Here is a 24,545-nt window from a genome sequence, read left to right on the forward strand (position 1 = left end):
CAAGTCCCGACGCGGGGGCAGATCTATCGCTGTTATACCTGTCCGTTAAAAAGCAACACACACGCGCATTGCATCCAAGATGGCCGCATGCATGTTGCGGCCTGAGACGGCATCCCCAATGCGAGCCAGGTGGTATTTTCCCTGCTTATTCGTCTGAGGAAAGGGGAACGCGCCCGCGATCAAAGCGTCATGATCCAACTGTCCGTGATTGGTGGCGCGTGATTTGAGGTCGATAAAGAGGTCGTCCATGGGGTTCAGCCCATGTTCGACAACCACATGGTCAACGCGTCGCTCTGATCTATCACCGGTCAGGACATGTCTGAGATGCACGGTGATTTGGTTTCCCTCTCTTGTCAGAGCAACCAGTTCGTTCAGACAGGTGAAAGACACCGCATTGGCGCTCAAATCGCGCAGAGCGACGGCGCTGGTGGTGGGGCCAAGATCATGGAGGAGTGTGCGGTCGGGTGTCACCAGCTCAACCGCGTTTCCTGCTCGGGAAAGAACATCGGCGGTCACCGCCGCGGGGTGATCGCCCACTTCGTCAAACAACAGAATGTTTCCAGACATCCGCGCGCGCCCTGAGAGAACCTCCCAACTGGAAACCGCAAGATCGCCGCCCGCAGTATTGAGGGGGAGGGCCATCCACCTGTAGCAATCACGACCAGGTCCGGGTTTTCGTTCAATATATCAGGGGCTTCGGCCAGCGCATTCAGGCGAAGATCAACGCCCAAAGTGCTCACCTCGGATATCAGCCAATCGGCAACACCCCAGATTTGTCTGCGCGTCTGACCTTTGGCAGCCAATACCAGCTGGCCGCCTAGCCGATCCGAGGCTTCGAATAATACGACATCATGCCCACGTAAGGCACTGACGCGTGCGGCTTCCAATCCACCGGGACCACCTCCCACGACAACCACTTTTTCCGGTCCCTACTGGCCGAGACAATGTGGGGCAGGGCCTGTTCGCGACCGGTCGCGCCGTTGTGGCCGCAGACAGCTGGTTTGCCCTGATTGACCCGGTCCACACAGTACCCCAGTCCGACGCACGGACGAATGCGTGCCTCATCCCCGCGCGCCAGTTTCGCGACCAGATGAGGGTCCGCCATCTGGGCCCGGGTCATGCCGACCAGATCAACGTGTCCACCATCGATTGCATGCTGGGCTGTGGCGATGTCGGCGATGCCACCTGCATGCAGGATCGGCAGATTGACCGCTTCGCGGATGCGCCCAGCCACCGGAATATGTGGTGCGGCGGGCAGGCCCATGGGACGTACCCATTCAGCCAGCCCCAGATCATCGTAGGGAGCGCCCGCAAGAATATTGAGCATGTCCACATGGCCAGACGCCTCCAGCATCCTTGCAGCCGAGACACATTCGTACGCGCTTAGTCCGCCTTCGGTCAGCTCGTCCCCGGTCACGCGCATCGAGACGATGAAGTCAGGGCTGACTTCTGCCCGTACGGCGTCCAAAACCTGCAATGTCAGGCGCATCCGATTTTCCAGCGTCCCCCCGTAATCATCATCGCGGAGATTTGTGAGTGGAGAGAGGAACTGTCCTAGCAGATGCGAGTGGGACAACAGCTCGATCCCGTCAAACCCGCCCTGTTGGCAGCGCCGTGCTGCGGCGGCAAAGTCATCAATAACCCGGTTGATGTCTTCTTGCTCCATGACTTTTGGAAACGACCGGTGCGCTCTTTCGCGAACCGCTGATGGTGCAAGAACCGGGAGCCAATACCCGTCGTCCCAGGCGGTTCTGCGTCCCATATGGGTGATCTGACACATAACCGCAGCGCCATGTTTGTGCACACCGTAAGTCAGTCTTTGAAACCAGTGTATGATGCTGTCGTCGCCAGCATAAAGCTGACCAAAGACCGAGGGGCTGTCGGGGGCAATGTTTGTCGATCCGCCGATCATTGTCAGCGCGACGCCGCCTTTAGCTTTTTCCTCATGATAAAGTCGGTACCTGTCACGGGGGTGGCCTGCTTCGACATAGTTCGGAGCATGCGACGTGCTGACGATACGGTTGCGCAACGTCAGGTGTTTGACGTCAAAGGGCTCAAGAAGGCTGGTCACGATCGCGGCTCCGAATTGGCTGTCGACAGGGAAACTTTCGCTATTCGCGAGAGCACCTTGGCCGCAGGTTAGCTGACAAAGCACGCGGCAGTTTCGCTTCGCCCGACATCAACTTGCGATCTGCCGACATGACATCAGTTGCTGCGGCTCGCCATGAACCGATTGGTATTATTGGTTCGTCGCCACCAGATAACCAAGTCCAGCGGCCGCCAGCAGACCCAGGGTCACGGCAATCGTGATTTTGATTGCCGACCAGGGGCGTTCGCCCTGAACTCGACCAGTGCGCCCGTTGACGACAAAGCGATAAGTCTTGCCGCGGTATTTGTAGGCAGCCAACCAAACCGGCAGAAGAATATGCTTGAACGTCACGTCCGAGATCATGGTGTCGATGTCATGAATGCGTTGCTGATCCCCGCCGATGTCGAAGCGCACATCGCGCTCGATCACGCGGGCCATATGGCCGCGCGCCTCGGAATAGCCGTCCTGCAACTGGACGGTATAGGCCTCGGCCCGAAACCCGGCCAAGTACTGCGGTTGATAGGGCTCCAACGCGGGCAAGTCCCAGGGTTCCAACGCGTCGGTGTAAGATTTCGGCAGGCTGGTCGAGGCCAGCACCAGCACATCGTCAAAGAACCGAGCGACCCGGCCGGATTTTGGCGACCAGCGAATCTTGGGTACCTGTTCGGTCGTCGGCTTACCATCGCGCATGACGGTGCGCGTCTCATAGTAGATAGTGCCGCGCTCGCCGCGATAGCTGGACTTGGTATCGGCATCAAAGGTCCAGTAGGGCACGTAGATGCCCTGCATCTTGCGCCCCTTGCGAGCGTATTCCTTCAACCCGTTTGGTGCGAACCACAACGCACCCAGCCAGTCGCTCATCGCCTCATGAGCAGAACGTTCGTCCAAGGTAAAAGGTAGTACGCCACGCGGTTTGATGTGACGGCTGATCCCGGTGTCAGTGACAACAGGGGTAGCGCAAAAGGGGCATTCAGCGGCATGGGTATCTGGATCGAACTCGACTTGGGCGGCGCAATTGGGGCAGCTCAGGACGCGGGTTTCCTCGATCTCTGTCTCGGGCAGGTTTTGCGCCACGGCGGCGTCGAAATCCAACTCGCGCAGGGTTGCACCCTTCCTCGGGCCAGCTTTGATCTCGCGGGAATGACCGCAATGATCACAACTCAGTGTGCCGTCACTCGGATTGAACCGATAATCTGAACCACAGTTATCACACGGGAAACGATGTTCGCCGTTTGCGCTGTTCTGCGGGGCCGTTTCGGACGGCAGAGGCGGAGGGGCAGGCGTCATTGTTAACTCACTCGTCGCATTGCGGATGACGGAAGGCAGAACTGTTGTCTGTCGACAGGACGTTTTTCAGTGTCGTGACCTCGTTGGCCCCGATGGAGTGAAAGCTTTGCCGTGCCTTGCGTCGCTTGGCGTGTGTCATGGCTAGGCGATGGGCCATGGTGCGCTTACGCTCCTGGTGGTGGCGGAGGTAGGATGGTGAAAAGCTGCGCCAGTTCCTGAACGTCCTCTGCTTGCTTCCATCCGTCTTGTCCGGCGGTCCAAACAAAAGTTTCGCGTGTGATCTCGCCAGCGGTGGCCATGCGCCCCAGTTTGGCTTTCGAAAAGGGGCCGGATGTGACCCCATCTACCGCAATATGCCAGACATGCTCTACCGGTGGTGGTGGGGGCGGTGCAACGGGCGCTGACCCTTGCGGCGCAGCGGGGGCAGGGCGGGCGCCCCATGGACCAGACGGTTGACCCGCTGCCATGCCACTCATCTGCTGGGCCATCGCCATGCCCATACCCATACCAAGACCGGCACCCATGCCACTATTCGGGGTGCTGGCGGCTGCAGTCATTGCCTCGGCTGCGGAGTACTGCGTGAACTTGCCCAGATCGCCTAGCTAGACCCATCGATGTCCGTTTGTCCAGCGCCGCCTCGACCGCGGGGGGCAGCGAGATGTTTTCGATGTAGAACTCTGGCATCTCCAACCCATAGCCTTCCAGCACGGGCGAGACCTCGGCCGCGATCAGCTTGCCCAGATCGGCCGTGTTGGCCGCCATGTCCAGAACCGGAATACCCGAGCCGGAAATCACGCGGCTGAACTCCTGCACGATGATATTGCGCACCTGGAACGAGATTTCGTCCATAGTGAACTCACCATCGGTGCCGACGATCTCGATTAGGAAGCGGGCCGGATCTTTCACCCGAATTGTATAGGTCCCGAAGGCGCGGATGCGGGTTGGCCCGAATTCGGGGTCACGCAGCATGATCGGGTTTTTTGTGCCCCATTTGAGGTCATTGAACCGGGTTGTGTTGACGAAATAAATCTCGGACTTGAAAGGTGATTTGAACCCATGGTCCCAATGCTGCAGCGTCGTCATGATCGGCATGTTGTTGGTCTCGAGCATATAAAGCCCGGGGGTGAAAACATCCGCCAATTGCCCTTCATGCACGAAGACAGCTGCTTGCCCTTCGCGCACGGTCAGCTTGGCGCCGTATTTGATCTCGTGCCCTTCACGCTCAAATCGCCAGACCATCGTGTCACGCGTATCATCGACCCAATGAATGACGTCGATGAACTGTCCCGAGAGAAAATCGAAAATACCCATGATTTGCGGCTCCCATGTCGCTTGTGCGGAACTATACCCGCTTTGTCGGACAAATCTATGTAACTTTGTCCATTTGAAAGAGTGAGAATGTCAGCAAAAACATCCCCCTACTTCAAAAAAAGGTCTTGCCTAAAGTGACTGCCCCATCGCCTCGCGTGCCAGAATGTTGACCACAGGACGCGCTTCTTCCGCCGTCATGCCTTGCTTAAGGCGAGGGTCATAGAGCATCCTCAAGAGTTTCTCGTCGTGGCTGGTTAGAAAAGCAAACTCGTTGTCATCATTAAAGATTGACGGGCGCGCGCGCGGGCTGTCGTTGGGCAACCCCAGGGCCTGTGCCAACTCTTCGTGTACACAGGCCTTTCGCACAATATCAGTGTGCTCTGCTCGGATCAGAGCGACCGCGCGGCCCAGATTATAGGGCGCGCTAGTGTCTGTCACAGTAACGACCAGACATTCGTAGGATGTTGGAATGTCGCGGAAGATTGCCAATTCCTCATCGCTGATTGACGGAATAAGGCGTTTGAGGCGCTTGAGGAGGAAAGCGCGATCATCCTCGCCTGCGACAAATACGTGAAAGTTTGCCTGCCTTGAGGTTCGGCTGATCGGATGCCCGGTAATCCGAGCCAAACGCGTGACATATGCGTCAATATTTGAAACATCCTGTTCCCGCTGCTGCAAAGGAACGCTTGCTCCGAATTCGACGTTAACGCGGACAGGTTCGCCCCACCTGTTGAGTTGGCCGCTGGTCCCTCGCCCGGACAAGAAAGGCCGACCCGGAGCGTATTCGCTAAAAAAAGCAATGGTTTCAAAATTTCGCGCCAGGTCGTTCGCGTCGTAAGGCGTATCGGGACCACCTCCATCCGTACGCAAAAGGCCCCGCGTTAAGAGGTTGTTCGAGACGGTTTGGTAGTATTGGGCCAAGTCCTGACTTTCGGCCGAGGGTGGATTTACGGTGTCACCGACCGGTGCCAATCCAGCTGGGCGTGTTTGCGGAAAAGGAGTTGTGCGCGGCGTCGGATCACAGCCCGCCAATGCCACAAAGGCGGCCAAAGCCGCCCCCGTGCGCCAGTCTATGCGCCCCTTAACCTGCACCGATCAGTTGGGCACGGCTGTGCCGGAATTGTCGCCGATGCCGTCCTTGCGTGCCTTGGCAGCAGCCAGCGTGTCTCGCAGTTCGGCCTCCATCTTCTTGAGGTCCTCCTCGGCGGCGGCGCGTTTGGCTTTGCCTTCGTCAGCGATCTGCAGGCTTTCCTGAATGGTGCCAATCAAATCGGCGTTGGCCTGTTTCACTGCTTCGATATCAAAGACACCACGCTCCATCTCTTGGCGGATCATCTTGTTGCTTTCGCGCAGGTTTGCGGCGTTCGAGGTCAAAAGCTCGTTGGTCAAGTCATTGGCATCACGCACTGCGGCAGCGGCCTCGGCCGAGCGTTGGATGGTAACCGCCTGGGCCAGCTGCGTCTCCCATAGGGGCACGGTGTTAACGAGCGTCGAGTTGATCTTGGTCACCAGTGATTTGTCGTTTTCCTGAACCAGCCGGATCGAGGGCAAGGACTGCATGGTCACCTGACGTGTGAGTTTCAGGTCGTGCACACGGCGTTCCAGATCGTCGCGCGCGGCGCGCAGATCGCGCAACTCTTGCGCCTTCATAACCTGATGCTCTTCGGGCGCGGCCTGAACCTCGGCCTCTTTGGCGGGGATCTCGGTGGTATCCAGCTCTTCCAGCTTTTCTTCGCCTGCCGCAATGTACAGCGCCAGTTCGTCGTAGAAATTCAGCGTCTTGTCATAAAGCAGATCAAGCGATTTGATGTCCTTGAGCAGCGTGTGCTCGTGCCCCAACAGGTTGTCGGTGATCCGGTCGATCTGGCCCTGAACCTCTTCGTACTGGGCGGTGAACTTGGCAAAGGGCGCGGCTTTGCCCAGCAGTTTTTCCCACCAGCTGCGCTCGCGGCGCACGTCCAACTCGCTAACGGAAAAGCCGCGAATGGTCGTGACAATGTTGCGCAAGCTGTCGCCCGCTGGCCCCACATCCTTGTTGCGCACATCCGCCAGCATTGCCTGGCTGATTTCTTGCAGTTCGGCCTGCGCACCGGACCCAAAGGCCACGATCGAGTTGGTGTTGCCCATGTCGATTTCATCCATGCGCTTGCGGATCTCGGCGCTCACGGGCTCGTCGGCGTCTTGCATCGACACCACTTCGGCCTGCGGTTCGGGCAGGACGACGGCGGTGATTTCCTCAACGGCGGTTGTGGCCTCAGCGGCCTTTTGACGAACTATGTCGGACATTTTGGGATTCCTCGTTACGTTTGGGCCACGTCAATGGGCGGTCAATCCAACCGAACACCTTCGCGCTGCAAGCGGTCGCGCAGCACGTCGATTTCCACGGTCAGGTCGCTGCGATCATCCAGCAGCATCTTCTGTGTTCGGGCGGCAAAATTCTGTTCAAGATCGTCAAGCAGGGCGACATAATCGGCGAGAGCGTTTTCGTCACGGCTGTGGCTGTAGAAATCGGCAAACTTGATCGTCGCATCGCGAGCACCCTGCAAATAGACAGTCAGATATTTGCGCGCACCACTCAGGTCGCGGGGGTCTTCCTCGACCGTGCGAAACAGATCGCGGGCGGTGGTCTGAAACCGCTCGACTCGAGCCTCTACCTGACGGTTCTTGGCGCGTTTCACGGCATCAGTCATGGCGCCAAGATAGGCTTCGGCCTCATCCACGACACGTGCGACACGGTCCTGCTGAAAGGTGTCGACGCCTTCCATCCCCTTGTCGGACAGCGGATCAAGCCCGAAGGCCAAACTATGGAGCACGGAACCAGCGACGCCAAACAGAACAGGCGCGATCAGGCTGACCTGACCGGCAACCTCGACATCAAGATAGTCGTTACGAAAGGCGGCAATCGCGACGCCGATACCCGTTAGCAAGCTTGCAGCAATCTTACGTGGGAATGCAGGACGGCGTGCTACCTTGCGGGCGTTGAACGCGGCTTCGGCGCGCAGTCCCTCGCGTAGCAACAATGCCGCTCCTGTCAGCACCCCTGCGGCGACGAGACCAAGGGACATGCCGATTGCACCATCAGTTATCGAAAAGAAAATCAGCGGGACCGCAGGCACAAACATAAGGTTTGCGCGCGCGCCAGCGGGTTCTACCCGCGCGCCGTCAAATGTGCCGCGAGGTTTCGGGGGATCATCGGATTTGCCATCGGGGCTGTATTTTCCGCCAAATCGCTGTGCCATGAGTTCAGAGCCCCCTAGCCATCCAGTGCAGACACCAAACAGCAAGACAATAAGGGCCGCGTAGGCCAGTTTCTGAACTCCGGTCTGAGACATGCCGCCCCCCTCGATGAACCGTTGTCAACGAGATTAGGCGATGGCGCACAACCTTGCTAGGGGAAGTCTGCCCTAAATCGCTCAATCCCGGCGCTTTTTCGCCGGGGGCTTGCCTTTGGGGCCTGCCGAACGGGGGCCGGGTTTGCTCACCGGTTTAGTTCCGGGTTTGCCTGTTGGTTTACCGGGGCGGCGCATGCTTTTGCTTGGGTCGTTCACGCCGGGTTTGCTGGCAGGGCCACGTCGACGCTGCGGGCGTGCAGGAGCTTTGGCGTCCTCGTCCAGCGGCTTGCTTTCGGCATCCAAGCCAAGCTGGTCGCGCAGAACACGGCGGCGGATCTCTTCGACTTCACCGGCCTTGAGTTGACCCAATTGAAACGGGCCGTAAGACACGCGCAGCAAGCGGTTCACCGACAGGCCGATCTCTTCCATCGCACGGCGGATCTCACGGTTTTTGCCCTCGCGGATCGCCACAGTCAGCCAGGCGTTTGCCCCCTGTTGGCGGTCCAGCGAAACTGTCATCGGCTGGAACCGTTCTCCGTCAATGACCAGCCCCTTGCGCAGAGGCGCAAACTGATCTTCGGTTGGACGTCCGTTCACACGGACGCGGTATTTGCGTACCCACCCCGTCGAGGGCAGTTCCAACTTGCGTTTGACACCGCCGTCGTTGGTCAGCAGTAGCAGCCCTTCGGAGTTCAGGTCGAGCCGACCGACGCTCATCACACGCGGCATATCCTCGGGCAACTCGTCATAGATCGTGGTGCGCCCCTTTTCGTCGCGATCCGTGGTCACCAGACCCGAGGGCTTGTGATAAAGCCACAGGCGCGCGGGTTCGGGCGCGCTGATCGGCTTGCCTTCGACGGTGATTTTGTCCTTGTCGGTGACATTCAGCGCGGGCGAGGTGATGGTCTGGCCATTCACCGTGACCAGGCCTGCCTGGATCAGGCGTTCGGCATCCCGGCGCGAGGCGACACCTGCGCGGGCCATAACCTTGGCGATGCGGTCGCCTTTAGGCGTCTCGGATGAGGGCGAGGAAGATGGGGTTTTGCTCATGGTTTGGGGCTTTAGCCCATTCCGGCTGCTTGCGAAAGCACCCATTCTTGGGCAGGGTAGGGCATGACCTTCAAATCCCATATGAATCAGGCACTTGCCGAGGCGCGCGCCGCAGCTGACCGGGGCGAAGTGCCCGTGGGCGCCGTCATCGTATCGCCGACAGGCAAGGTCGTGGCCGCCGCCGGTAACCGCACCCGCGAGCGGAACGACCCGACTGCGCATGCCGAGATTGTGGCTCTGCGCGAGGCCTGCGCGGCGGCAGGGTCAGAGCGTCTTGTGGGCTATGATTTGTATGTCACGCTTGAACCTTGTGCGATGTGCGCCGCCGCCCCGGCCGCCGCGCGGTTCGGGCGGATCTATTACGGCGCATCCGACCCGAAATCTGGCGGCGTGGCCCACGGTGCGCGGGTGTTTTCTCACCCTCAGGCACACCACAGACCCGAGGTCTACGATGGCATCGCGGCGCAGGAGTGCGAGCAGGTGTTAAAGGATTTCTTCGCGCTGCGACGCGGCGCAACAGAGGGCGACGAGGGTTAGGTTTCGGGCTGTGACATCCGTGCACCAAGCGTGCACCAAGCGTGCACCGCTGTGTGCTGCTGCGGTGCGGCACATGAATTTGGAGTTTGGTAAGAAAGATATTGGAATTGGTTAAGATTCTTCTGGATCGCGTCGCGATCGCCTAAGGTCGCGGTGCCCTTGTCTATCTGCCAGCTCTGGCTTTGATGTGCCTTGGTGTCATGCATCATTTTCGGTTAGTAAGAAAGACGCCGAGCAATCACCAGCGCACCGCCTGCCAGCATCGGTGCTGCGAGTGGTTCGCGCAATATTGCTGCCCCGAGCACAACACCAAAGACAGGGACAAGATTGGTGAAAACCGCTGTTCGCTCGGGTCCTAGAAGGCGCACACCCCGATAGTACCAAACAAATGGCACGACGGTCCCGCCGATCGCCAAATACACAAGAGCCAACGTGCAATTGACCGTTGGCATGTGCAGCGGCTGTGTGTAGCCGACAAACAGCAACCCCAGTGACAGAAAACCAAATCCGAACAGCGCAGCCCAAGTCGTGGCCGCTAAGGGCGACATGCTTCCAAGCGCCTTGCGACCAAGAAGTGTATAGCCCGCCCAACTGCCAACGGCTGCAAGCATGAAGAGTTCGCCAAGCACCGAAACTATTCTGGACATCGCGCAGTATCCCTACAATGTCGCCCCCGCTGATCACGACCACGGCCCCAACCAGCGCCACACAAATCCCAGCGGTTTGTTTGAATGGCAGCCGCCGCCGTGTCGTGAGTGCTGCGATCAGTGCCACAGCAATCGGATTGAAGGCCACAAACAGCGCGGTGCGGGACGCTGGCATCTCGGTCAAAGCCGCAAAGAAGAACAGGTTGTAAAGGCAAACTCCAAACAGACCCAGCCACGCCATCAAAACGCTTTGATGCAACGTGATGCGCGGCAGACCGCCTTCTTCCTTCCAGACAAGCCCAAGCAAGAGCAATGCAGCCAGTCCAAAGCGAGCAGTTGCAGCGACCAGCGGGGGTAATTCTGCGGACACCACGCGACCGGCAACAAAGGTGCCGCCCCAAAGGAAAGCCGTCAAAGTCAGACAGGCGTAAAGCAGGGTGTTCTGCGAAATGAAGAGTCGTGGCACGGCTTGGGTCATCGGGCACCTAAGAGATCAGTTTGCCATCGACGAATTTCAGTTATACTGAGTTATAGTCAAATGAGTGTTTGCTTATGACCTTCGGTCAACTTGAAATCTTTGCCGCACTTGCCGAATCCCGCGGGTTTACGGCTGCTGCCCTGCGTTTGGGTGTCAGCCAGCCAGCGGTGTCACATGCACTCAAGATACTCGAAGGAGAGCTTGGGGTGACGCTCTTGGATCGCACGGTTTCCCCGATCGAATTGACCCCAATGGGGGAGCGGCTTTTGGCGCGCGCTCGCGAAATTCTTGGGCTGGCCGATGCCATGCATCAGGAAGCCTTGGAATATCGTGGCGTACAATCCGGCAGGCTGCGCATCGGGTCTTTTGGGGCCACGTCATCGTTGCAACTGCTTCCACGTCTTTTGGAGAAGTATCACAAAAGCCATCCCGGCATCGAAGTGATGGTTGAAGAGGCCGCTGACGATGAAATCATTCGCTGGCTTGAAGACCGGCGTATTGATCTTGGGTTTGTTGTTTTGCCGAACGAGAACTTTCGGACATGGCCTATTGCAAAGGACCAGTTTGTTGCACTGGTTGCGGTAGGCAGCGCTTTGGCAGAACAACCCTGCGTCCGATTGGAACAGCTTTGCGAGATGCCCTTCATTATGCCCGAGTCAGGGTCTGCCGGGATTATCCGGCGATTGTTCACTCAGTCCCGCCTAAGTCCAAATGTACGATATCGGACCTCGCAGATTCTCAGCACGTTGACGCTGGTGTCCCGCAATCAAGGCGTATCCGTTGTGGCCGAGATGGCCTTGCCACCGTCAAGTGGAAATGAGGGGTGGGTCAGCAAGCCGTTGAATCCTGTCAGGACTCGGAAAATAGGGCTGGCGATGCACCCTCAGGCAAAGCCGTCCCCTGCGGCCATCGCTTTTGTTGATGTCGTGGAGAAGATGACAGGGGAGTTTTGAGGACGCTTCAGTAACGCGCCTACCGCCGAGCGAAGCGAGGCTCGGCCCAACGGGAGGAGGGCATCTGTGATGCCTGATCGACGGGCGGGAGTGCCCCTGTCGGCTTTTGCCACCAGCGCGCGGGGTATATCATCGTGGCGTTGGGCTGGCGCGGGGGTATTGCGACCATCCTAACAACGTAAAACAAAGGGCTCTCGCAAGAGCCCTTTGGGGTGCTATTGCTTCGAGATGTTTTCGACGTCGTTCAGCATCCAATTCTTGAACCAGTCCTTGGAGGCGGGTCGATACAGGCGGAACAGAAAGAACCAATCGTTTGCATTTGTCGCACTCTCGGTGGTTACCCAATTCGCTTCGAACCCTTCGGGGACTTCATCGAGATCTGGGGCATAATAAATATCGACAGAGCCGTCGTCGTTCTTAACCATGTTATCCAGATCTTTGGTCGAGGCGCCAACCCGATCAACACCGCGGTTAAAGTTCTTGGTTTCCATGTTGTAGACGATGGCGGACCAGAAATCCTTGGCGGGTACGTCCTCAGGAACGTTGAGTTTGTAGGTGTCTTCGCCGTTCAGCATATTCCCGTCTGAATCACGCAGACCCGTCAGGTAGAAGGTGGCCCCACCCAGTTCACTTGGCAGGAAGGTCACGTAGAAGTAAGTCGCCGCGCGCTTGTCGATGAGGATCTCTTCGCCGTCTTCAAACGGGAACCCCATCTGGGCTTGGGGGCCGAAGTTCCAGAAGGACCATTCAGTTAGTTTCTCACCATCTTTGACCCAAAGGGGGGCCACGGTTTCGCCCTCGGTCACGAACTTCTTCTGCATGTATGAATAGGCGAGTTCCAGACCTTCGAGCGCTGCTTTTCTCTGGATTTCCGTTGGCTCGAACGCTTCATCTTTCTTGATGCCGATGCTTTGCAGCATTGAGTAAACTGCGCGGTCTTTCTCGCGCACCGGGTTGTTTTGAACCACATCGTTGATGTCTTCGATGAAGGTCATGTTGTAGTAGGGCAGGCAGTCGTACGGAAGGTCTGTTGCATCCAGGTAATGCGTGGGCTCGATGTCACCGTTCACGGCTTCTTCCAACGAGTAGATCTTGATGCCTTTGGCGTGTTCTCCGGCTTCGGCGTGCGTCGCACCGTTCAGCAGTGTTGGGCGGAACGAAAAGGATGCGTCATGTGTGTCAAACTTGGGAACGATTATGTAGCCTTGTGCTTCCAGCTCTGCCGCTGTGCCGAAGGCGTCGTCGTAGTCAGGTGGAAGGAACAGGTATTTGCCGCCCTTGCCAGCGTCCGCGCCCTTGGAGCCGACATCCATCATTGGGACGTGCCAGGCCGAGATGAAGGACCCGAAGTAGTCCACCTTGTCGGTCATTGGGGGCACTTCGACGATCATCGGGCCGTCCTGGGCCGAGATCGAACCCCAGGCATAGGCTGTGGTATCGTTGGCGGTGAGAAACCCTTTCTCTGAACCGAAAGGTTTGGTCACAAAGTTGACCGTATCGTAATCACCGCCTGCGCGTCTGGTTGCCTTGATGAAATCCACTTGGGCAACGGCTGGCATGTAGTGGATCGCCGCTTGGGTCGCGCGCTGCACCATGATGTCATATTCGATGTCTGTGTGCTGCCCGGAACGCGCCAGAATGTCGCCGGTATCGTTAAAGCCCGTGCCGGTCGGTGTGACCGCCACAGAGGCACTGACCATGAGTGAAAATGCAAGAGCCGTCGAACAAAGTAGTGATTTCATTGACCAAGTCCCAATAGTTTCAAGGGGATAATTTACAACATCTAAATCTTCGCACTTGTTGATGTGATCATGAAACAGCCTTGGCCGGGCGTTGGCAATGATATTGTGGGTTGATGCGACGGTGTCAAAGTCTGTGTCCCAACCGCAAAGTGTCACCGGCCGAGCGAAGCGAGGGAAGGCCCAACCTGAGGGCGGCCATCGGCCGTTCCTGAACGCATAGGATCGGCGTGATCCTTCTTACCGCCAACCAGACCGGTTGCAACGGTTTTGCAGACCATTACGTTGGCCAGGTAAAAGTCGTGTCAGCCAGTCACTGCGATGCGACCCGAAACAAGAGGAGAGCACGTTGAACGCCATCGTTAAAATTTCGGTCGTGATGGGGTTGGTTGCCGCTTCGGCCGCATGTACCCCAACAACACCTGCACAGCATGAAGTGGCCTGCGTCGGCGGATCGCTCACTGGGGCTGCTATTGGTGGTGCGCTTGGAAACCGGTTCGGAGGCGGCTCTGGACAGACGATAGCCACTGCCGCAGGCGCGTTCGCTGGCGGTTTGACGACCGCAAGAACCATGGGGTGCTGAGGATGAAAACCATGAAACTTACCGCACTGTCAGCCTCGGCGATTGTCGCTTTCTCGTCGGTTGCATTCGCTGAAACAATGCCTGGTGAGGCCCTGCTGTTGCTTGACGGAGACGGCGACGGCCTGGTCACCTATGAAGAGTTTTCCAGCCAGATGGACACGCTGTTTGGGGGAATGGACACAGATCAGAATGGCCGACTTGAACGCGGGGAGGTCGAGAGCTTCATGAGCGGGGATGTGTTTGATGCAGCGGACACGAACCGGGACGGTCGGATCTCTAAGGGAGAGTATGACATACAGATCCGGAAGGATTTCGAAGGTGCCGACCGGGATGGTGACGGATCTCTGGATTGATCGAGGGCCCCTCCATCATAGGGGAACAAGACGCTAATCTGGATGTCTTGGATCTGCGCTGGCGGATGGGTGAACTCGTCGGCTTCATTTAGAATCCCAATGGGTTGGACCCGAACACCATCTTGCGGCAAAGCGCAAACCGCCGAGCGGAGCGAGGCCCGGCCCAACGGGAGGAGGTGCCCCGAAAGGGGCATCAACGACAGGCGGGAGTGCCCCGCTATCCTTTCACGACAAGGGCGCGGGGAATGTCGGCCAGAGGCTGGCCTCCGTCCGGGGTGACGACGAAGCTTTCGGTTATCGCCACGCCCCAGTCCGGGGTCCAGAGGCCGGGCATCAGGTGGAAGGTCATGTTTTCGCGCAACGGCGTGGTGTCGCCGGGGCGCAGGCTCATGGTGCGTTCGCCCCAATCGGGCGGGTAGCTGAGGCCGATGGGGTACCCGGTGCGGTTGGCTTTGACGTATCCGGCGCGGGCAAAGCTGTCGTAAACGCAGGCGGCGACCTCCTCGCAGGCCACGCCGGGGTGGGCGGCGGCGAAGGTGTCTTCGATGGCTTGCAGCACGGCCTCTTCGGCGCGGCGGATGTCGGCGGGCACCTCGCCCAGAAACAATGTCCGGCTGGCCGGGCAATGGTAGCGGTGGTAGCAGCCCGAAACCTCGAAATAGGTGGCCTCACCGCGTGTCAGTGGACGGTCATTCCAGGTGATGTGTGACGCGGAGGCCTCGAGCCCCGACGGCGCAATTGGCGCGATGGCGGGGTAGTCGCCTGCCAGCCCGGGTAGACCGGCGACACCTGCAGCCTGCACTTCGGCCACCAGCTCATTCTTGGGGCGTCCTTCACGGAAGCCTTCGCGCAGGGTGGTGTGCATATGAGCGGTCAGCTGGCCTGCCTTGCGCATCATCGCCAGTTCCGCCTCGCTTTTGACCGCGCGCTGCCAGTTCACCAGACCAGTGGCGTCGGCAATCTCGTCGCGGCCAAAGGCGGTTTCAAGGATGCGGTGGGACGCGGCGGAGTAGTAGTAGTTGTCCATCTCGACCCCAAGCGCCTTGGTCCAGCCGCGCTCGCGCAGGAGTGTGACCAGCGCATCAAAGGGGTGGTGGTCGGGATGCTGGACGTGCTCTTCGGGCCAGTCGAACAGGTTCTCGGCCCCGATCCAGGTGGTCTGCGCCGCGCCTGCCTTGTCCTGGGTGCGGCCCCACCAGAGCGGTGTGCCGGTGGCCGGGACAATGACCACTTGCGGGACATAAAAACTCCACCCGTCATAGCCCGTCAGCCAGGCCATGTTCGATGGGTCGGCGACGACCAGCGTGTCGATGCCCTGTTGCGCCATGGCAGCGCGGGTTTTGGTCAGGCGGGCGTCGTATTCGGATTGCGAGAAATCTGTGGCTGGCACGGTTGGCCTTTCCTTTCAGTCCGCAGGCGCGTCGCGCCAGGTCAAAAGATGCGTTGTGTGAGTTCCATCTAGCCCTCGAAGGGGGCTGGTTGTCTGGTCTGAAAACGAAAATTCAGGGTCGGTTCCGATCATCAATTGTGTGGCGTCAGAGACACGGATGTCGTCCGGACCAGCCAGAGAGGCGATGCGGGCGGCCTTGTTCACGACGGTGCCAAAGAAATCATCCCCGGTGTCGATGACCTCGCCCGTGTGCAGGCCGATGCGGATCTGGATGCGGGGTTCGGAGAACACATCTTTCAGATCGCGCTGCAGCTGTTGTGCACAGGTCAGGGCGGCGCGGGCCGAGGTAAAGGTGCACATGGTGCCATCGCCCAGAGATTTGATCATGCGGCCGCCGTTGGCCTCGACGCAGGTCCTGACGCTGGCGATGTGGTCGTTGACCGTGCGGCTCCACAATGCGTCACCCACGGCTTGCGCAATGATGGACGAGCCGACGATGTCGGTGAACATGACCGTGGCAACGCCGCTTTGGCCCTGCATCGGGTTGTCGGCGCGGGCGGCTTCGATCAGGTCGTCCAGCGCGTGATGGTCAGCGCCCATCTTTTCCCGGTTCGACATCGGGTTCGAGACATGCAGCTGTATGAGGCGCCAATTGCCCTCTTCAAGATGCAACACAAACGTGAACCGATGAAGGACGTCCTTGTCATTTTGGGGGAAAGTCAGGGTTGCCAGGCAGTGCGCCCAGGCCATGTCGCCGCATTCAAAGGCCTCAAGGCTGTGTTCCTTCCAGTCGTAGTCCGGGATTTCGTGGACGTGGTCGGCAAAACCCTGGCGAAAGATTTGCCCGGCCCAGCTTTCGCCTTCTGCCGAGCCTTGATAGCGCAGGTGCTCTGAGCGTGAGAGCATGTTTTCCAAGGTTGCGCCGTCCTTGCCGTGGACGGCGGCGTTCCAACGGCGGATGACGGCGGCGATTTCGGGCGAGGGTCGGATCATGTCTGCCACTCCAGTTCCAACAGGACATGAGTCCCTTCGATGCCTTTCAGCGACACGGTCGATCTGTTCTTGAATACAAAGTTGCCGTCACGCCCGATCATGGCCCGGCTCACATCCGAAACCGAGATCGTGCCGGGAGGGGCCATCGTTGCGATGCGGGCGGATTTGTTGACAACAGTGCCGAAAAAGTCGTCTTCGGTCTGGATCACATCGCCGGTGTGAAGCCCGATGCGCAGGGTCAGCGCTGGTTCCGCCGTATCCCCTGAATTGGCACGTTGGATGTCACGCGCGGCGCGCAGGGCGGCGCGGGCCGAAGGGAAGGAGGCCATGCTGCCATCGCCCAGAGATTTGACCAGCTGGCCGCCGTGTTCGCCGACAATCCCGGCCACCATGTCCAGATGATCCGCTACCCGCGTGGCCCAGGCCCGGTCCCCCATCATCTGCGCCAACCCGGATGAATTTTCGATGTCCGAGAACATGACTGTCGCCAGTCCTTCGGTCTGATCCAGTCGAAACCCGCTTTTGGCGGCCGCCATGAGTTGATCAAAGGCTTTGTGTTCGTAGCCCAACACATCCAGATTCGAAATCGGGACCGAGTTGTGGATGTGCTGGACGCGCCAAATCCCATTCTCGAGCGTGAAGACAAAAGTAAGCCGACAGGGGATTTGATGGTCTTGCGTCGCGGGTGTCACGTCCCCAGTCCAGAGCGACCAACCGGTGTCGGGGCTAAGCAAAGGCGTGCACTTCTTCGTTGGCGATCTGACTCAGGGGAAATTCGTCAACGTGTGCCGCGTACATGTCGCGCAAAGTCTGCCCTTGCCAGATCTCGTTCACCGCACTTCCGCAGAACAGCAGCGGGTCTTCGGTCGCCAGAAAATTGGCGACCGTTTGCCCCTGACCGCTGAGCATTGCAGCCATGATGCGCCTTGTGATCGCGGCAAGTTCGGGCGAGGGGGACATCATCTGCGCCAGTCCAGCCGGTGGATCAGGTGTTCGCCTGTAAGGCCCTTTAGCGAGACGGATATCGGGTCTGCAAAGGTGAAATCGGCGCTGCCGCCGACCATGGCACGGGTGGGGTCCGAGACGCGGATTTCTTCGGGGGCGGCGGCTGCGGCCACACGTGCGGCGGTGTTTACCACCGTGCCGATGTAGTCGCCGTCGCGTTCCACGACGTCGCCGGTGTGAATGCCGATCCGCACCCGGAGGTGTGGTTCCTGCTTTTGGTCTTGCATCGATTGCTGAATGCGCGTGGCGGCGCTTAGGGCGGCAGAGGCCGAAGAAAAGGATGACAGGGTTCCGTCGCCAAGCGATTTGACCAAGGTGCCGCCATGTGCTGCGACCGCCTCGCCGATCTCGGCCATGTGGGTCTTGACGATGCTGCTCCAGGCCGCGTCGCCGGTTGCGGCGGCCAGCGCGGTACTGTCGACGATGTCGGTGAACATCACGGATGCGATGCCTGTATGGCCCAACTCCAGTGTCTCGGACTGCAGCGAGGCGGTCAGCTCCTCGATGCTGCGCGAGGTGTAACCCATCGCCTCCATGTTGGGCTTGGGGTTGGAATTGTGGATGTGCACGATGCGCCAGACGGCGTTTTCCAGCGCAAGGACAAAGGAGCAACGGAAGGAGACGCTTTTGTCGGCGTCGGGGGCGATGATGGTCATCGTCGCGAGCGCCCAGCCGAACGATCCGGCCTCGTAAGCAGAGACTTCGAGGTTTTCGGGGACCAGAACAGCCTGATCGTCACAGAAGACGGCAAAGGTCTTGTGAAAATCGGGCTCGGTCAGCAGTTCGCCGTCATCCGAGCCGACATAGGTGATCGCCGCGGATCGTGAAAACAGGTTGATCACGGGCTCGGATTGGCGCGCTGCATAAGCGTGGAGCCAGCGTTTGACGATGGCCGCCAGTTCGGGAGAGGGGGTGAAGGGATCGGTCATGTCTGCCACTCCAACAGATAGGTGGTGTGTCGCCCCTCGAACCCTTTGAGGTCAAAGTCCTTTGAGCCGGAAAAGACGAACCCTCGGGTGCTTCCGGTAAGCAGCCGCGTCGTGTCTGACACTCGGATTTCTTGGGCCTGTGCCTTGGCAGCGATCCGTGCCGCCTTGTTCACAACTGTGCCGAAAAAGTCGTCATGGGCCTGCATCACCTCGCCGGTGTGGATGCCGATGCGGACGGTTAGGTGCGGTTCGCTGTCTTCGTTTGCCAGAGTGGATTGTATCTGTGTTGCGGCGCTCAGACAGGCGCGGGCGGAGGGGAAGGACGACATGGTGCCATCGCCTAAGGATTTGACAAACTGGCCGTCATTCTTTCCGACGATGTCGCGGATCGTATCGAAATGGGCCGAGATTATGGGCGACCAGGTGCGATCGCCAAGGGCCGACGCCAGAGCCGATGAGCCGACGATATCGGTGAACATGATAGAGGCGAGGCCTTCGGTCTGATCCAGCGTGATCCCGTCCTTTGCTGCGTTAACCAGATCGGCGATGGCGGGTTGCTCGACGCCGGTGTGAACCTCGTTCGGCGTGGGCAGGGAGCCATGGCGGTGGACGATTTTCCAAGCCCCGTCTTCAAGTGTAAGGACCAGCGTGTTGCGTACTAGAAATGATCGACCGGGGCGGGAAGAGAATGCGACGACATGTGTGAAGCAGGCCCAACCGGTTTCGCCGTTTTCATAGGCTTCGCCGAATTGCTCTTCACATTTGATGAAATCCGAGAGTGCCCCAAAAAAATCACCAACCCCATCTCGGACAGGTTTGCCTGACCAGATTTCGTCTTCTGCTGTTCCCAAAAACAGCAGATGGTCCTCTTTGGTCATCAGGTTGCGCAGGTCATTTGGTTTCCGGTTCGGGACCGCTTCGATCCAGCGCCGCGCGATGGCCAGGATTTCGGGCGAGGGCCGGACGTCGCTCATGTCTGCCACTCCAGCCGATAGGTTGTGTGTTGACCTTCAAGCCCTTTCAGGCGGACCTGGGTCGGTCCCGAGAAGCGGAATTGTCGCGCGCCGCCGATCATGATGTGGGTGGCGTCCGACAGGCAGATGACGCCCGGCGCTGCAATCGACGCCACGCGGGCGGCTTTGTTCACCACGGTGCCGAACATGTCGCCGTTCTGTTCCACCAGATCGCCGGTGTGCAACCCGATGCGGATTTGCAGGCGCGGTTCGGCGGTGCTGTTTGTGATGGTCTGTTGGAGTTCGGAAGCGGCTGACAATGCAGCGGTGGCCGAAGGGAAGGCTGACATGGTGCCGTCGCCCAGCGTTTTGACAAGCGTGCCGCCGTGATCTGAGAGGATGCCGCCAACCTGTTTCATATGCGCCTGCACAGCGGCGGACCAACGGGCGTCGCCCAGGGCTTCAGCCAAGGCCGAGCTGCCGGCGATGTCGGTGAACATGATTGTCGCCATACCCGTCTGTGCCAGTTCGACCGGGGCGGACAATGCGGCCTCTAGCAGGTCTTCGAACCCGCGGGATTGATAACCCAAAGCGTCCATGTTCGAGACAGGGTTGGAGTTGTGGACATGAACGATGCGCCAGACGCCCTTTTCCAGATGCAGCACAAAGGTCGAGCGAAAGGTGATTTCCTTGCCGTTTTCCAACGAGACACGCTCGCCGAACCATTCGACCCAGCCCAGCTTGCCGCATTCGAACCCCCGGAAATCGTCCTTGTCCCATGAAAAGTTCGGGATGTCCTCCATATAGCCGCCCATGCCCCGGCGCAGGGTATCGTCGCGCCAGATCTCGCCATGGGAGGAGCCGATGTACCCCAAAGCGCTGTCTTGGGAGAAGAGGTTGAGCACCGCCTCTTTGTCCCCCGCCGCATAGGATCGGAGCCAGCGGCGAACGATGGCTCCAAGCTCGGGCGAGGGGGTGATGTCGCTCATGACATCATAGCGTGATGGCCTGCATCACCTGCGGTTCGATCACGTCGGCACCGGGGAGCCCTGCGCGCAGGTCGTCGGCGTTTTGTTCCAGGATCGGGAAGGTGCCATAGTGGCAGGGGATCACGGTCTTGAAGTTGAAATACCGCTTGGCGGCATAGGCCGCGCCTTTCATGTCCATGGTGAAATGGCCGCCCGCTGACAGGATGCCGATGTCAGGTTTGTAGTAATCCCCCATCCAGTCCATGTCGGCCATGATGTCGGTGTCGCCCGAGACGTAGAGCATCTTGCCCTCGGAGGCGATCATGAAGCCGACCTCGGTGCCGCCCGTGCGGATGCCTTCGGGTGTATTAAAGGTCGAAGAATGCGAGGCCGGGACCATCGACACTTTGACCCCGTTCAGGTCCACCGTGCCGCCCTTGTTGAAGCCCACGGTTTCGATGCCCTCGGTCTCTCCCCAATGGCCCATCAAGTCGTATTGGCCGACGACTGGCACACCCAGTTTCTTGGCCAGTGGCAAGACGTCGACGACGTGGTCGAAATGCACATGGGTCAGCAGGATGTGGGTGGCGCCTGCGATGGCCGCGTTGTGCTTATCCTCGGGGAGCGATGGGTTGCCGGTCAGCCAGGGGTCGATCAAAAGCACCTGTCCTGCGGTTTCAATGCGAAAGCTGCCGTGTCCCAGCCAGATAATGTCCATGAATGAATCTCCGATTGTAGTTGGCATGAGCCTAACACCGGTTACATAGAAATCCATGGATTGGTTGCAGGAAATCGATGGGTACTGCGAGCGGTTGGGATCTGAATATTGGGCCGAACCGATCAATGCAGTGACAAATGTCGCCTTTATTGTGGCGGCCTTGATCATGTGGCGGCGGACCCAAGGGATTGCGGTTGCGCGGCTGCTGGTTGTCATTCTGGCAAGCATCGGGGTGGGCAGCTATCTGTTTCACACCCATGCGCAGGTCTGGGCAGCCATCGCCGATGTGGTGCCGATCCTGGGCTATATCTTGATCTATATCTACGCGGTTAATCGCCATGTCTGGAACCTGCGGCCGTGGCCTGCGCTGGGCCTGACGGGGCTGTTCTTTCCCTATACTGCCGCGACCCTGCCTGTGTTCCAGATGGTGCCGGGTTTGGGGGGCTCGGCGGCCTATGCGCCGGTGCCGCTGCTGATATACCTTTATGCAATTGCCCTGCGGGGACGCGCGCCTGAGACGGCGCGGGGGCTGGCCATCGGGGCCACGATTCTGGTTGCCTCGATCACGTTCCGTGCTCTGGACGAGCCCCTTTGTGGCGCGATGCCCGCGGGCACGCATTTCATGTGGCATATTCTGAACGGGATCATGTTGGGTTGGATGATCGAAGTGCTGCGGCGCCACATGCTGGGGATTAACGCACCTGCGCAAAGTCACGAATGACGGTTTGCAAGTCGCTTGAAAGGGCCTGCTGCAGATCGTTGACGATGACATCACCATACATTCCGGAAAGCGTTGGAGCGGAAATCGCGAAGTACTGAATCGCACCGATCAACTGATAAATGCTTGCCAAGGCCTCGGTGCGACCGGCGATCTGCCAGCGCGGGGTTTGCACTGCCAGATCCGCAAGGCGGTCAAGGTATGGTTTTAGCGGCCAACTGCGTGACTGAGAGTCGCTGTCCAGAAGCGCACGGACCACAAGGCGGGCGTCTTCGGGTCTTGAGATGGCTGTGGCGGCATAGCCTTCCAGGTAGGTAATCAGGTGCTGGGTGGGCGAGGAGGTGTCAATGGCCTCGATCTCTGCTAGCAGTCGCTCTGCAAGCCGGTTGAGTACTTCGGCATAAAGGCGTTCCTTGCTGCGAAAATAGTGCAAGACCGCCTGTTTCGTGACACCTGCGTCCTTCGCCACCAAAGCGAGCGAGACGCCATGATACCCCAGTTCCGAAAAGCGCTTGGTTGCAAGGTCTAAGTATCTTTCGGAAGGGTCGGGTTTGATCGTCATGAGGGCTCCTTTGAGGGTGATCCTATACCAAACACTTGACGACTTACCAATCGGTAAGTAACTCGTGTAAGTCAAGGGAGGGAGCCACATGGAACGCAGCGAAGAGATTGGTTTGATCCAAGAAATCATCGGCCTGGCCGAACAAAAGTCGGCCTATCTGGACGATACGATCAGCCACTCCCCTATCTCGCGGTATTCCAGCCCGGAACGATTTGCACGTGAAGAAGCAACCTTGTTCCGGCGCAAGCCGGTTGTAGCCGCGCATTCTGGCGAGTTGGAAGGGGCGGGTAGCTTTCTGACACGTTCCGTTATGGGGCTGCACGTGTTGCTGGTGCGCGACGCGGATGGCACGGCGCGCGCATTCTTGAATGTTTGCCGCCACCGGGGGGCCAGGCTGGAAAGGGATGAGGCAGGATGCAAACGTGTCTTTACCTGCCCCTATCACGGATGGAGCTGGACAAATCAGGGTGAGTTGCGTGCGGTCCCGCAGGAAAAGCAGGGCTTTCCCGATCTTCCCCGTGCTGAACGTGGCCTGCGGCGCTTGCCGGTGGCCGAGGCACATGGATTTATCTGGATCATCGCCAACCCCGAGATGAGCGAAATACCAAGCATCGATGATTGGCTCGGACCTGTTGTCGATGACCTAAAGTGGTTGGACTTGGGCAGTCATAGGATTGCTGCGGAAAACACAGTCGAGATCAAGGCGAACTGGAAGGTCTTGGTCGAAGGTGGACTTGAGGCGTATCACTTTCGTGTTGCCCACGCCAAAACCATTGCACCTTATTTTCCGGACAACCTGTCAACGTATCGTTGCTTTGGGCCACACATACGCTCGGTTCTGCCACGCAGTACTATGCCAGATCTGGCCACCAAGCCAGAAGCGGAGTGGTCCATACGGGCCGATGCCAACGTGCTTTATACACTGATGCCCACCACGCAATTGCTGGTCCAGCAAGATCATGTTGTCTGGGTTCACGCTCAGCCTCGTGCACAGGATCAAACCACCTTGCGGATCGCCACCCTCGTGCCGGGGGATCAAATCGAAGGGGTCGATAAACGGGCCCATTGGGCGCAAAATCAGAAAATAACAATGGCCACATTGGTTGAAGATTTTGAACTGGGCGAAGAAATTCAATCAGGTTTCGCGTCTCGCGGTAACCCCAGTCATTTGTTCGGTCGGTTTGAGGGAGCGTTGAACCGGTTCAACCTCATGGTTGAGGAATTGATTGCAGGATAAATGCTGTTTGTCGCATCGATTGTGACAATTGGTTTCATGAAATCAGAAAAAAATCGCCCAATTCCAAACACAAAATCGGGTTACGAGTATCCATGATTTTATTCATTGGAGCCACGTTTCATGTCCTATTCTTATGATTTTGATATGTTTTCCATCATGCCTGATGAGGTGCAGCAAGAGTTTCAGGGGTTTCTGAACGACATTGGTATGGCGCATACGGCCACCCAACAGTTGGCCCTGTTCCGCGATCCCGGTCTGGTCGAGGCGCTGAGCGGTGCGGACGAAGAAATCAAACAGATGTTTCTGGATTCAGGATTTGGCCTCAACGTTTATCACAGTGGCGCGCCCGAAGGTCGTTTCCCGGCCAGAGACGAGAACGCCCGCAATGTTTGCGTCAGCCGATTGGCGGATAACATGAGCAAGGTCGACAATCTCAAAGGTCGAAATTGGGGTGGCTTCGACATCGTGGCTTTCCTTGATTATTTTCAGTCTGCTCAGGCCATGAACGAAGTCGATATTGAAGCACACCAAAAAGAGTTGGCTCGTGCCGTGCGCAAGCACAAGATGCAAAGACGCCTGGTGCAGGCCGGGCTTGTAATGGGATGTACCATGGTGGTCGGCGCGGCGGCAGCAATGGTTCTTTGATGACCCGATCGTAAAGACGTGAACGGGTCAGGCAGGGAGTGCGGCCCATTTTCATTCTGGTTGCTTGA

27 protein-coding genes and 2 pseudogenes are annotated in these 24,545 nt (G+C 58.6%); 7 read left to right on the top strand and 22 right to left on the bottom strand.

Annotated elements, in window-relative coordinates:
- Window positions 1-45: 45 nt before the first annotated feature.
- From ACZ1HE_RS07900 to ACZ1HE_RS07945, 10 genes and pseudogenes are all read right to left on the bottom strand, one after another.
- Entirely contained in the window at window positions 46-567 is a 522-nt protein-coding gene (locus tag ACZ1HE_RS07900) for a hypothetical protein (protein WP_472620281.1), read from the bottom strand.
- Complete coding sequence (locus tag ACZ1HE_RS07905; RefSeq protein WP_472620282.1) at window positions 513-917, bottom strand: FAD-dependent oxidoreductase; 405 nt, start codon at window positions 915-917, stop codon at window positions 513-515. The genes ACZ1HE_RS07900 and ACZ1HE_RS07905 overlap by 55 nt, the downstream gene beginning before the upstream one ends.
- Window positions 818-2,071, bottom strand: a complete 1,254-nt coding sequence (locus ACZ1HE_RS07910; RefSeq protein WP_472620283.1) for an oxidoreductase — start codon at window positions 2,069-2,071, stop codon at window positions 818-820. The genes ACZ1HE_RS07905 and ACZ1HE_RS07910 overlap by 100 nt, the downstream gene beginning before the upstream one ends.
- 168 nt (window positions 2,072-2,239) lie before the next feature.
- On the bottom strand, window positions 2,240-3,376 hold the full coding sequence (locus ACZ1HE_RS07915) for a primosomal protein N' (replication factor Y) - superfamily II helicase (protein WP_472620284.1): 1,137 nt from the start codon (window positions 3,374-3,376) through the stop codon (window positions 2,240-2,242).
- Between the two features lie 7 nt (window positions 3,377-3,383).
- Entirely contained in the window at window positions 3,384-3,533 is a 150-nt protein-coding gene (locus ACZ1HE_RS07920) for a hypothetical protein (protein ID WP_472620285.1), read from the bottom strand.
- A 7-nt stretch (window positions 3,534-3,540) separates the two neighbouring features.
- Window positions 3,541-4,687 (bottom strand): annotated as a pseudogene (locus ACZ1HE_RS07925) (SPFH domain-containing protein).
- Between the two features lie 129 nt (window positions 4,688-4,816).
- A complete protein-coding gene (locus ACZ1HE_RS07930; protein ID WP_472620286.1) occupies window positions 4,817-5,779 on the bottom strand; it encodes a DUF2927 domain-containing protein in 963 nt (320 codons plus the stop codon).
- A gap of 3 nt (window positions 5,780-5,782) precedes the next feature.
- Window positions 5,783-6,973, bottom strand: a complete 1,191-nt coding sequence (locus ACZ1HE_RS07935; protein WP_472620287.1) for a toxic anion resistance protein — start codon at window positions 6,971-6,973, stop codon at window positions 5,783-5,785.
- Between the two features lie 41 nt (window positions 6,974-7,014).
- Window positions 7,015-7,926: a 5-bromo-4-chloroindolyl phosphate hydrolysis family protein gene (locus ACZ1HE_RS07940; RefSeq protein WP_472624401.1), complete on the bottom strand. Its 912-nt coding sequence runs from the start codon at window positions 7,924-7,926 to the stop codon at window positions 7,015-7,017.
- 174 nt (window positions 7,927-8,100) lie between these two features.
- Window positions 8,101-9,069, bottom strand: a complete 969-nt coding sequence (locus tag ACZ1HE_RS07945; protein WP_472620288.1) for a pseudouridine synthase — start codon at window positions 9,067-9,069, stop codon at window positions 8,101-8,103.
- Window positions 9,070-9,132: 63 nt separating this feature from the next.
- Between ACZ1HE_RS07945 and ACZ1HE_RS07950 the strand changes: the two genes are divergently transcribed.
- A complete protein-coding gene (locus ACZ1HE_RS07950) occupies window positions 9,133-9,606 on the top strand; it encodes a nucleoside deaminase (protein WP_472620289.1) in 474 nt (157 codons plus the stop codon).
- Between the two features lie 215 nt (window positions 9,607-9,821).
- Here ACZ1HE_RS07950 and ACZ1HE_RS07955 read toward each other — a convergent pair whose 3' ends face one another.
- Together ACZ1HE_RS07955 and ACZ1HE_RS07960 are read right to left on the bottom strand one after the other, a co-directional pair.
- On the bottom strand, window positions 9,822-10,253 hold the full coding sequence (locus tag ACZ1HE_RS07955) for a DMT family transporter (protein ID WP_472620290.1): 432 nt from the start codon (window positions 10,251-10,253) through the stop codon (window positions 9,822-9,824).
- A 91-nt stretch (window positions 10,254-10,344) separates the two neighbouring features.
- Window positions 10,345-10,731: pseudogene (locus tag ACZ1HE_RS07960) on the bottom strand (EamA family transporter); the annotation flags it as partial.
- Window positions 10,732-10,805: 74 nt separating this feature from the next.
- Between ACZ1HE_RS07960 and ACZ1HE_RS07965 the strand changes: the two are divergent.
- Window positions 10,806-11,684: a LysR family transcriptional regulator gene (locus ACZ1HE_RS07965; RefSeq protein ID WP_472620291.1), complete on the top strand. Its 879-nt coding sequence runs from the start codon at window positions 10,806-10,808 to the stop codon at window positions 11,682-11,684.
- 215 nt (window positions 11,685-11,899) lie between these two features.
- Here the strand turns inward: ACZ1HE_RS07965 and ACZ1HE_RS07970 are convergent, their stop codons facing one another.
- Window positions 11,900-13,426, bottom strand: a complete 1,527-nt coding sequence (locus ACZ1HE_RS07970) for a DUF1214 domain-containing protein (RefSeq protein ID WP_472620292.1) — start codon at window positions 13,424-13,426, stop codon at window positions 11,900-11,902.
- A 346-nt stretch (window positions 13,427-13,772) separates the two neighbouring features.
- On the opposite strand from ACZ1HE_RS07970, the gene ACZ1HE_RS07975 reads away from it, so the two are divergent.
- Both ACZ1HE_RS07975 and ACZ1HE_RS07980 read left to right on the top strand, forming a co-directional pair.
- Window positions 13,773-14,006 (top strand): glycine zipper 2TM domain-containing protein, encoded by a 234-nt coding sequence (locus ACZ1HE_RS07975; RefSeq protein ID WP_472620293.1) that lies wholly within the window; start codon window positions 13,773-13,775, stop codon window positions 14,004-14,006.
- An 11-nt stretch (window positions 14,007-14,017) separates the two neighbouring features.
- Complete coding sequence (locus ACZ1HE_RS07980) at window positions 14,018-14,359, top strand: EF-hand domain-containing protein (RefSeq protein ID WP_472620294.1); 342 nt, start codon at window positions 14,018-14,020, stop codon at window positions 14,357-14,359.
- 217 nt (window positions 14,360-14,576) lie between these two features.
- Here ACZ1HE_RS07980 and ACZ1HE_RS07985 read toward each other — a convergent pair whose 3' ends face one another.
- From ACZ1HE_RS07985 to ACZ1HE_RS08020, 8 genes are read right to left on the bottom strand one after another with little or no spacing between them, the layout of a single operon-like run.
- The gene (locus ACZ1HE_RS07985; RefSeq protein ID WP_472620295.1) at window positions 14,577-15,749 is read right to left on the bottom strand and encodes a M24 family metallopeptidase; all 1,173 of its coding nucleotides are present in this window, start codon (window positions 15,747-15,749) and stop codon (window positions 14,577-14,579) included.
- A 15-nt stretch (window positions 15,750-15,764) separates the two neighbouring features.
- On the bottom strand, window positions 15,765-16,742 hold the full coding sequence (locus ACZ1HE_RS07990; protein WP_472620296.1) for an adenylate/guanylate cyclase domain-containing protein: 978 nt from the start codon (window positions 16,740-16,742) through the stop codon (window positions 15,765-15,767).
- Window positions 16,739-17,476: an adenylate/guanylate cyclase domain-containing protein gene (locus tag ACZ1HE_RS07995; protein WP_472620297.1), complete on the bottom strand. Its 738-nt coding sequence runs from the start codon at window positions 17,474-17,476 to the stop codon at window positions 16,739-16,741. The genes ACZ1HE_RS07990 and ACZ1HE_RS07995 overlap by 4 nt, the downstream gene beginning before the upstream one ends.
- Entirely contained in the window at window positions 17,469-17,705 is a 237-nt protein-coding gene (locus ACZ1HE_RS08000) for a hypothetical protein (protein WP_472620298.1), read from the bottom strand. The genes ACZ1HE_RS07995 and ACZ1HE_RS08000 overlap by 8 nt, the downstream gene beginning before the upstream one ends.
- Window positions 17,702-18,676 (bottom strand): adenylate/guanylate cyclase domain-containing protein, encoded by a 975-nt coding sequence (locus tag ACZ1HE_RS08005; RefSeq protein ID WP_472620299.1) that lies wholly within the window; start codon window positions 18,674-18,676, stop codon window positions 17,702-17,704. Before ACZ1HE_RS08005 ends, ACZ1HE_RS08000 begins: the two co-directional genes overlap by 4 nt.
- A complete protein-coding gene (locus tag ACZ1HE_RS08010) occupies window positions 18,673-19,650 on the bottom strand; it encodes an adenylate/guanylate cyclase domain-containing protein (protein ID WP_472620300.1) in 978 nt (325 codons plus the stop codon). The genes ACZ1HE_RS08005 and ACZ1HE_RS08010 overlap by 4 nt, the downstream gene beginning before the upstream one ends.
- The gene (locus ACZ1HE_RS08015) at window positions 19,647-20,618 is read right to left on the bottom strand and encodes an adenylate/guanylate cyclase domain-containing protein (protein ID WP_472620301.1); all 972 of its coding nucleotides are present in this window, start codon (window positions 20,616-20,618) and stop codon (window positions 19,647-19,649) included. Before ACZ1HE_RS08015 ends, ACZ1HE_RS08010 begins: the two co-directional genes overlap by 4 nt.
- A gap of 4 nt (window positions 20,619-20,622) precedes the next feature.
- Window positions 20,623-21,315 (bottom strand): metal-dependent hydrolase, encoded by a 693-nt coding sequence (locus ACZ1HE_RS08020; RefSeq protein ID WP_472620302.1) that lies wholly within the window; start codon window positions 21,313-21,315, stop codon window positions 20,623-20,625.
- A 55-nt stretch (window positions 21,316-21,370) separates the two neighbouring features.
- Here ACZ1HE_RS08020 and ACZ1HE_RS08025 point away from each other — a divergent pair, with 55 nt between their 5' ends.
- Complete coding sequence (locus ACZ1HE_RS08025) at window positions 21,371-22,036, top strand: ceramidase domain-containing protein (RefSeq protein WP_472620303.1); 666 nt, start codon at window positions 21,371-21,373, stop codon at window positions 22,034-22,036.
- Here the strand turns inward: ACZ1HE_RS08025 and ACZ1HE_RS08030 are convergent.
- On the bottom strand, window positions 22,008-22,595 hold the full coding sequence (locus tag ACZ1HE_RS08030) for a TetR/AcrR family transcriptional regulator (protein ID WP_472620304.1): 588 nt from the start codon (window positions 22,593-22,595) through the stop codon (window positions 22,008-22,010). The genes ACZ1HE_RS08025 and ACZ1HE_RS08030 overlap by 29 nt on opposite strands.
- Before the next feature lie 88 nt (window positions 22,596-22,683).
- On the opposite strand from ACZ1HE_RS08030, the gene ACZ1HE_RS08035 reads away from it, so the two are divergent.
- Both ACZ1HE_RS08035 and ACZ1HE_RS08040 read left to right on the top strand, forming a co-directional pair.
- Window positions 22,684-23,832 (top strand): aromatic ring-hydroxylating oxygenase subunit alpha, encoded by a 1,149-nt coding sequence (locus ACZ1HE_RS08035; RefSeq protein ID WP_472620305.1) that lies wholly within the window; start codon window positions 22,684-22,686, stop codon window positions 23,830-23,832.
- A 120-nt stretch (window positions 23,833-23,952) separates the two neighbouring features.
- Window positions 23,953-24,477 (top strand): hypothetical protein, encoded by a 525-nt coding sequence (locus tag ACZ1HE_RS08040; RefSeq protein ID WP_472620306.1) that lies wholly within the window; start codon window positions 23,953-23,955, stop codon window positions 24,475-24,477.
- Window positions 24,478-24,545 lie beyond the last annotated feature (68 nt).

This window comes from Falsiruegeria sp. JB4-1 (assembly GCF_055693495.1).

Coding starts and splice junctions, on each gene's coding strand:
- ACZ1HE_RS08020 (WP_472620302.1), bottom strand. CDS start 21,315: ATGGACATTATCTGGCTGGGACACGGCAGCTTTCGCATTGAAACCGCA.
- ACZ1HE_RS08025 (WP_472620303.1), top strand. CDS start 21,371: ATGGATTGGTTGCAGGAAATCGATGGGTACTGCGAGCGGTTGGGATCT.
- ACZ1HE_RS07970 (WP_472620292.1), bottom strand. CDS start 13,426: ATGAAATCACTACTTTGTTCGACGGCTCTTGCATTTTCACTCATGGTC.
- ACZ1HE_RS08015 (WP_472620301.1), bottom strand. CDS start 20,618: ATGAGCGACATCACCCCCTCGCCCGAGCTTGGAGCCATCGTTCGCCGC.
- ACZ1HE_RS07945 (WP_472620288.1), bottom strand. CDS start 9,069: ATGAGCAAAACCCCATCTTCCTCGCCCTCATCCGAGACGCCTAAAGGC.
- ACZ1HE_RS07965 (WP_472620291.1), top strand. CDS start 10,806: ATGACCTTCGGTCAACTTGAAATCTTTGCCGCACTTGCCGAATCCCGC.
- ACZ1HE_RS08035 (WP_472620305.1), top strand. CDS start 22,684: ATGGAACGCAGCGAAGAGATTGGTTTGATCCAAGAAATCATCGGCCTG.
- ACZ1HE_RS07920 (WP_472620285.1), bottom strand. CDS start 3,533: ATGGCCCATCGCCTAGCCATGACACACGCCAAGCGACGCAAGGCACGG.
- ACZ1HE_RS08010 (WP_472620300.1), bottom strand. CDS start 19,650: ATGAGCGACGTCCGGCCCTCGCCCGAAATCCTGGCCATCGCGCGGCGC.
- ACZ1HE_RS07900 (WP_472620281.1), bottom strand. CDS start 567: ATGTCTGGAAACATTCTGTTGTTTGACGAAGTGGGCGATCACCCCGCG.
- ACZ1HE_RS07990 (WP_472620296.1), bottom strand. CDS start 16,742: ATGATCCGACCCTCGCCCGAAATCGCCGCCGTCATCCGCCGTTGGAAC.
- ACZ1HE_RS07950 (WP_472620289.1), top strand. CDS start 9,133: ATGACCTTCAAATCCCATATGAATCAGGCACTTGCCGAGGCGCGCGCC.
- ACZ1HE_RS07940 (WP_472624401.1), bottom strand. CDS start 7,926: ATGGCACAGCGATTTGGCGGAAAATACAGCCCCGATGGCAAATCCGAT.
- ACZ1HE_RS08005 (WP_472620299.1), bottom strand. CDS start 18,676: ATGACCGATCCCTTCACCCCCTCTCCCGAACTGGCGGCCATCGTCAAA.
- ACZ1HE_RS07935 (WP_472620287.1), bottom strand. CDS start 6,973: ATGTCCGACATAGTTCGTCAAAAGGCCGCTGAGGCCACAACCGCCGTT.
- ACZ1HE_RS07915 (WP_472620284.1), bottom strand. CDS start 3,376: ATGACGCCTGCCCCTCCGCCTCTGCCGTCCGAAACGGCCCCGCAGAAC.
- ACZ1HE_RS07955 (WP_472620290.1), bottom strand. CDS start 10,253: ATGTCCAGAATAGTTTCGGTGCTTGGCGAACTCTTCATGCTTGCAGCC.
- ACZ1HE_RS07980 (WP_472620294.1), top strand. CDS start 14,018: ATGAAACTTACCGCACTGTCAGCCTCGGCGATTGTCGCTTTCTCGTCG.
- ACZ1HE_RS08000 (WP_472620298.1), bottom strand. CDS start 17,705: ATGATGTCCCCCTCGCCCGAACTTGCCGCGATCACAAGGCGCATCATG.
- ACZ1HE_RS08040 (WP_472620306.1), top strand. CDS start 23,953: ATGTCCTATTCTTATGATTTTGATATGTTTTCCATCATGCCTGATGAG.
- ACZ1HE_RS08030 (WP_472620304.1), bottom strand. CDS start 22,595: ATGACGATCAAACCCGACCCTTCCGAAAGATACTTAGACCTTGCAACC.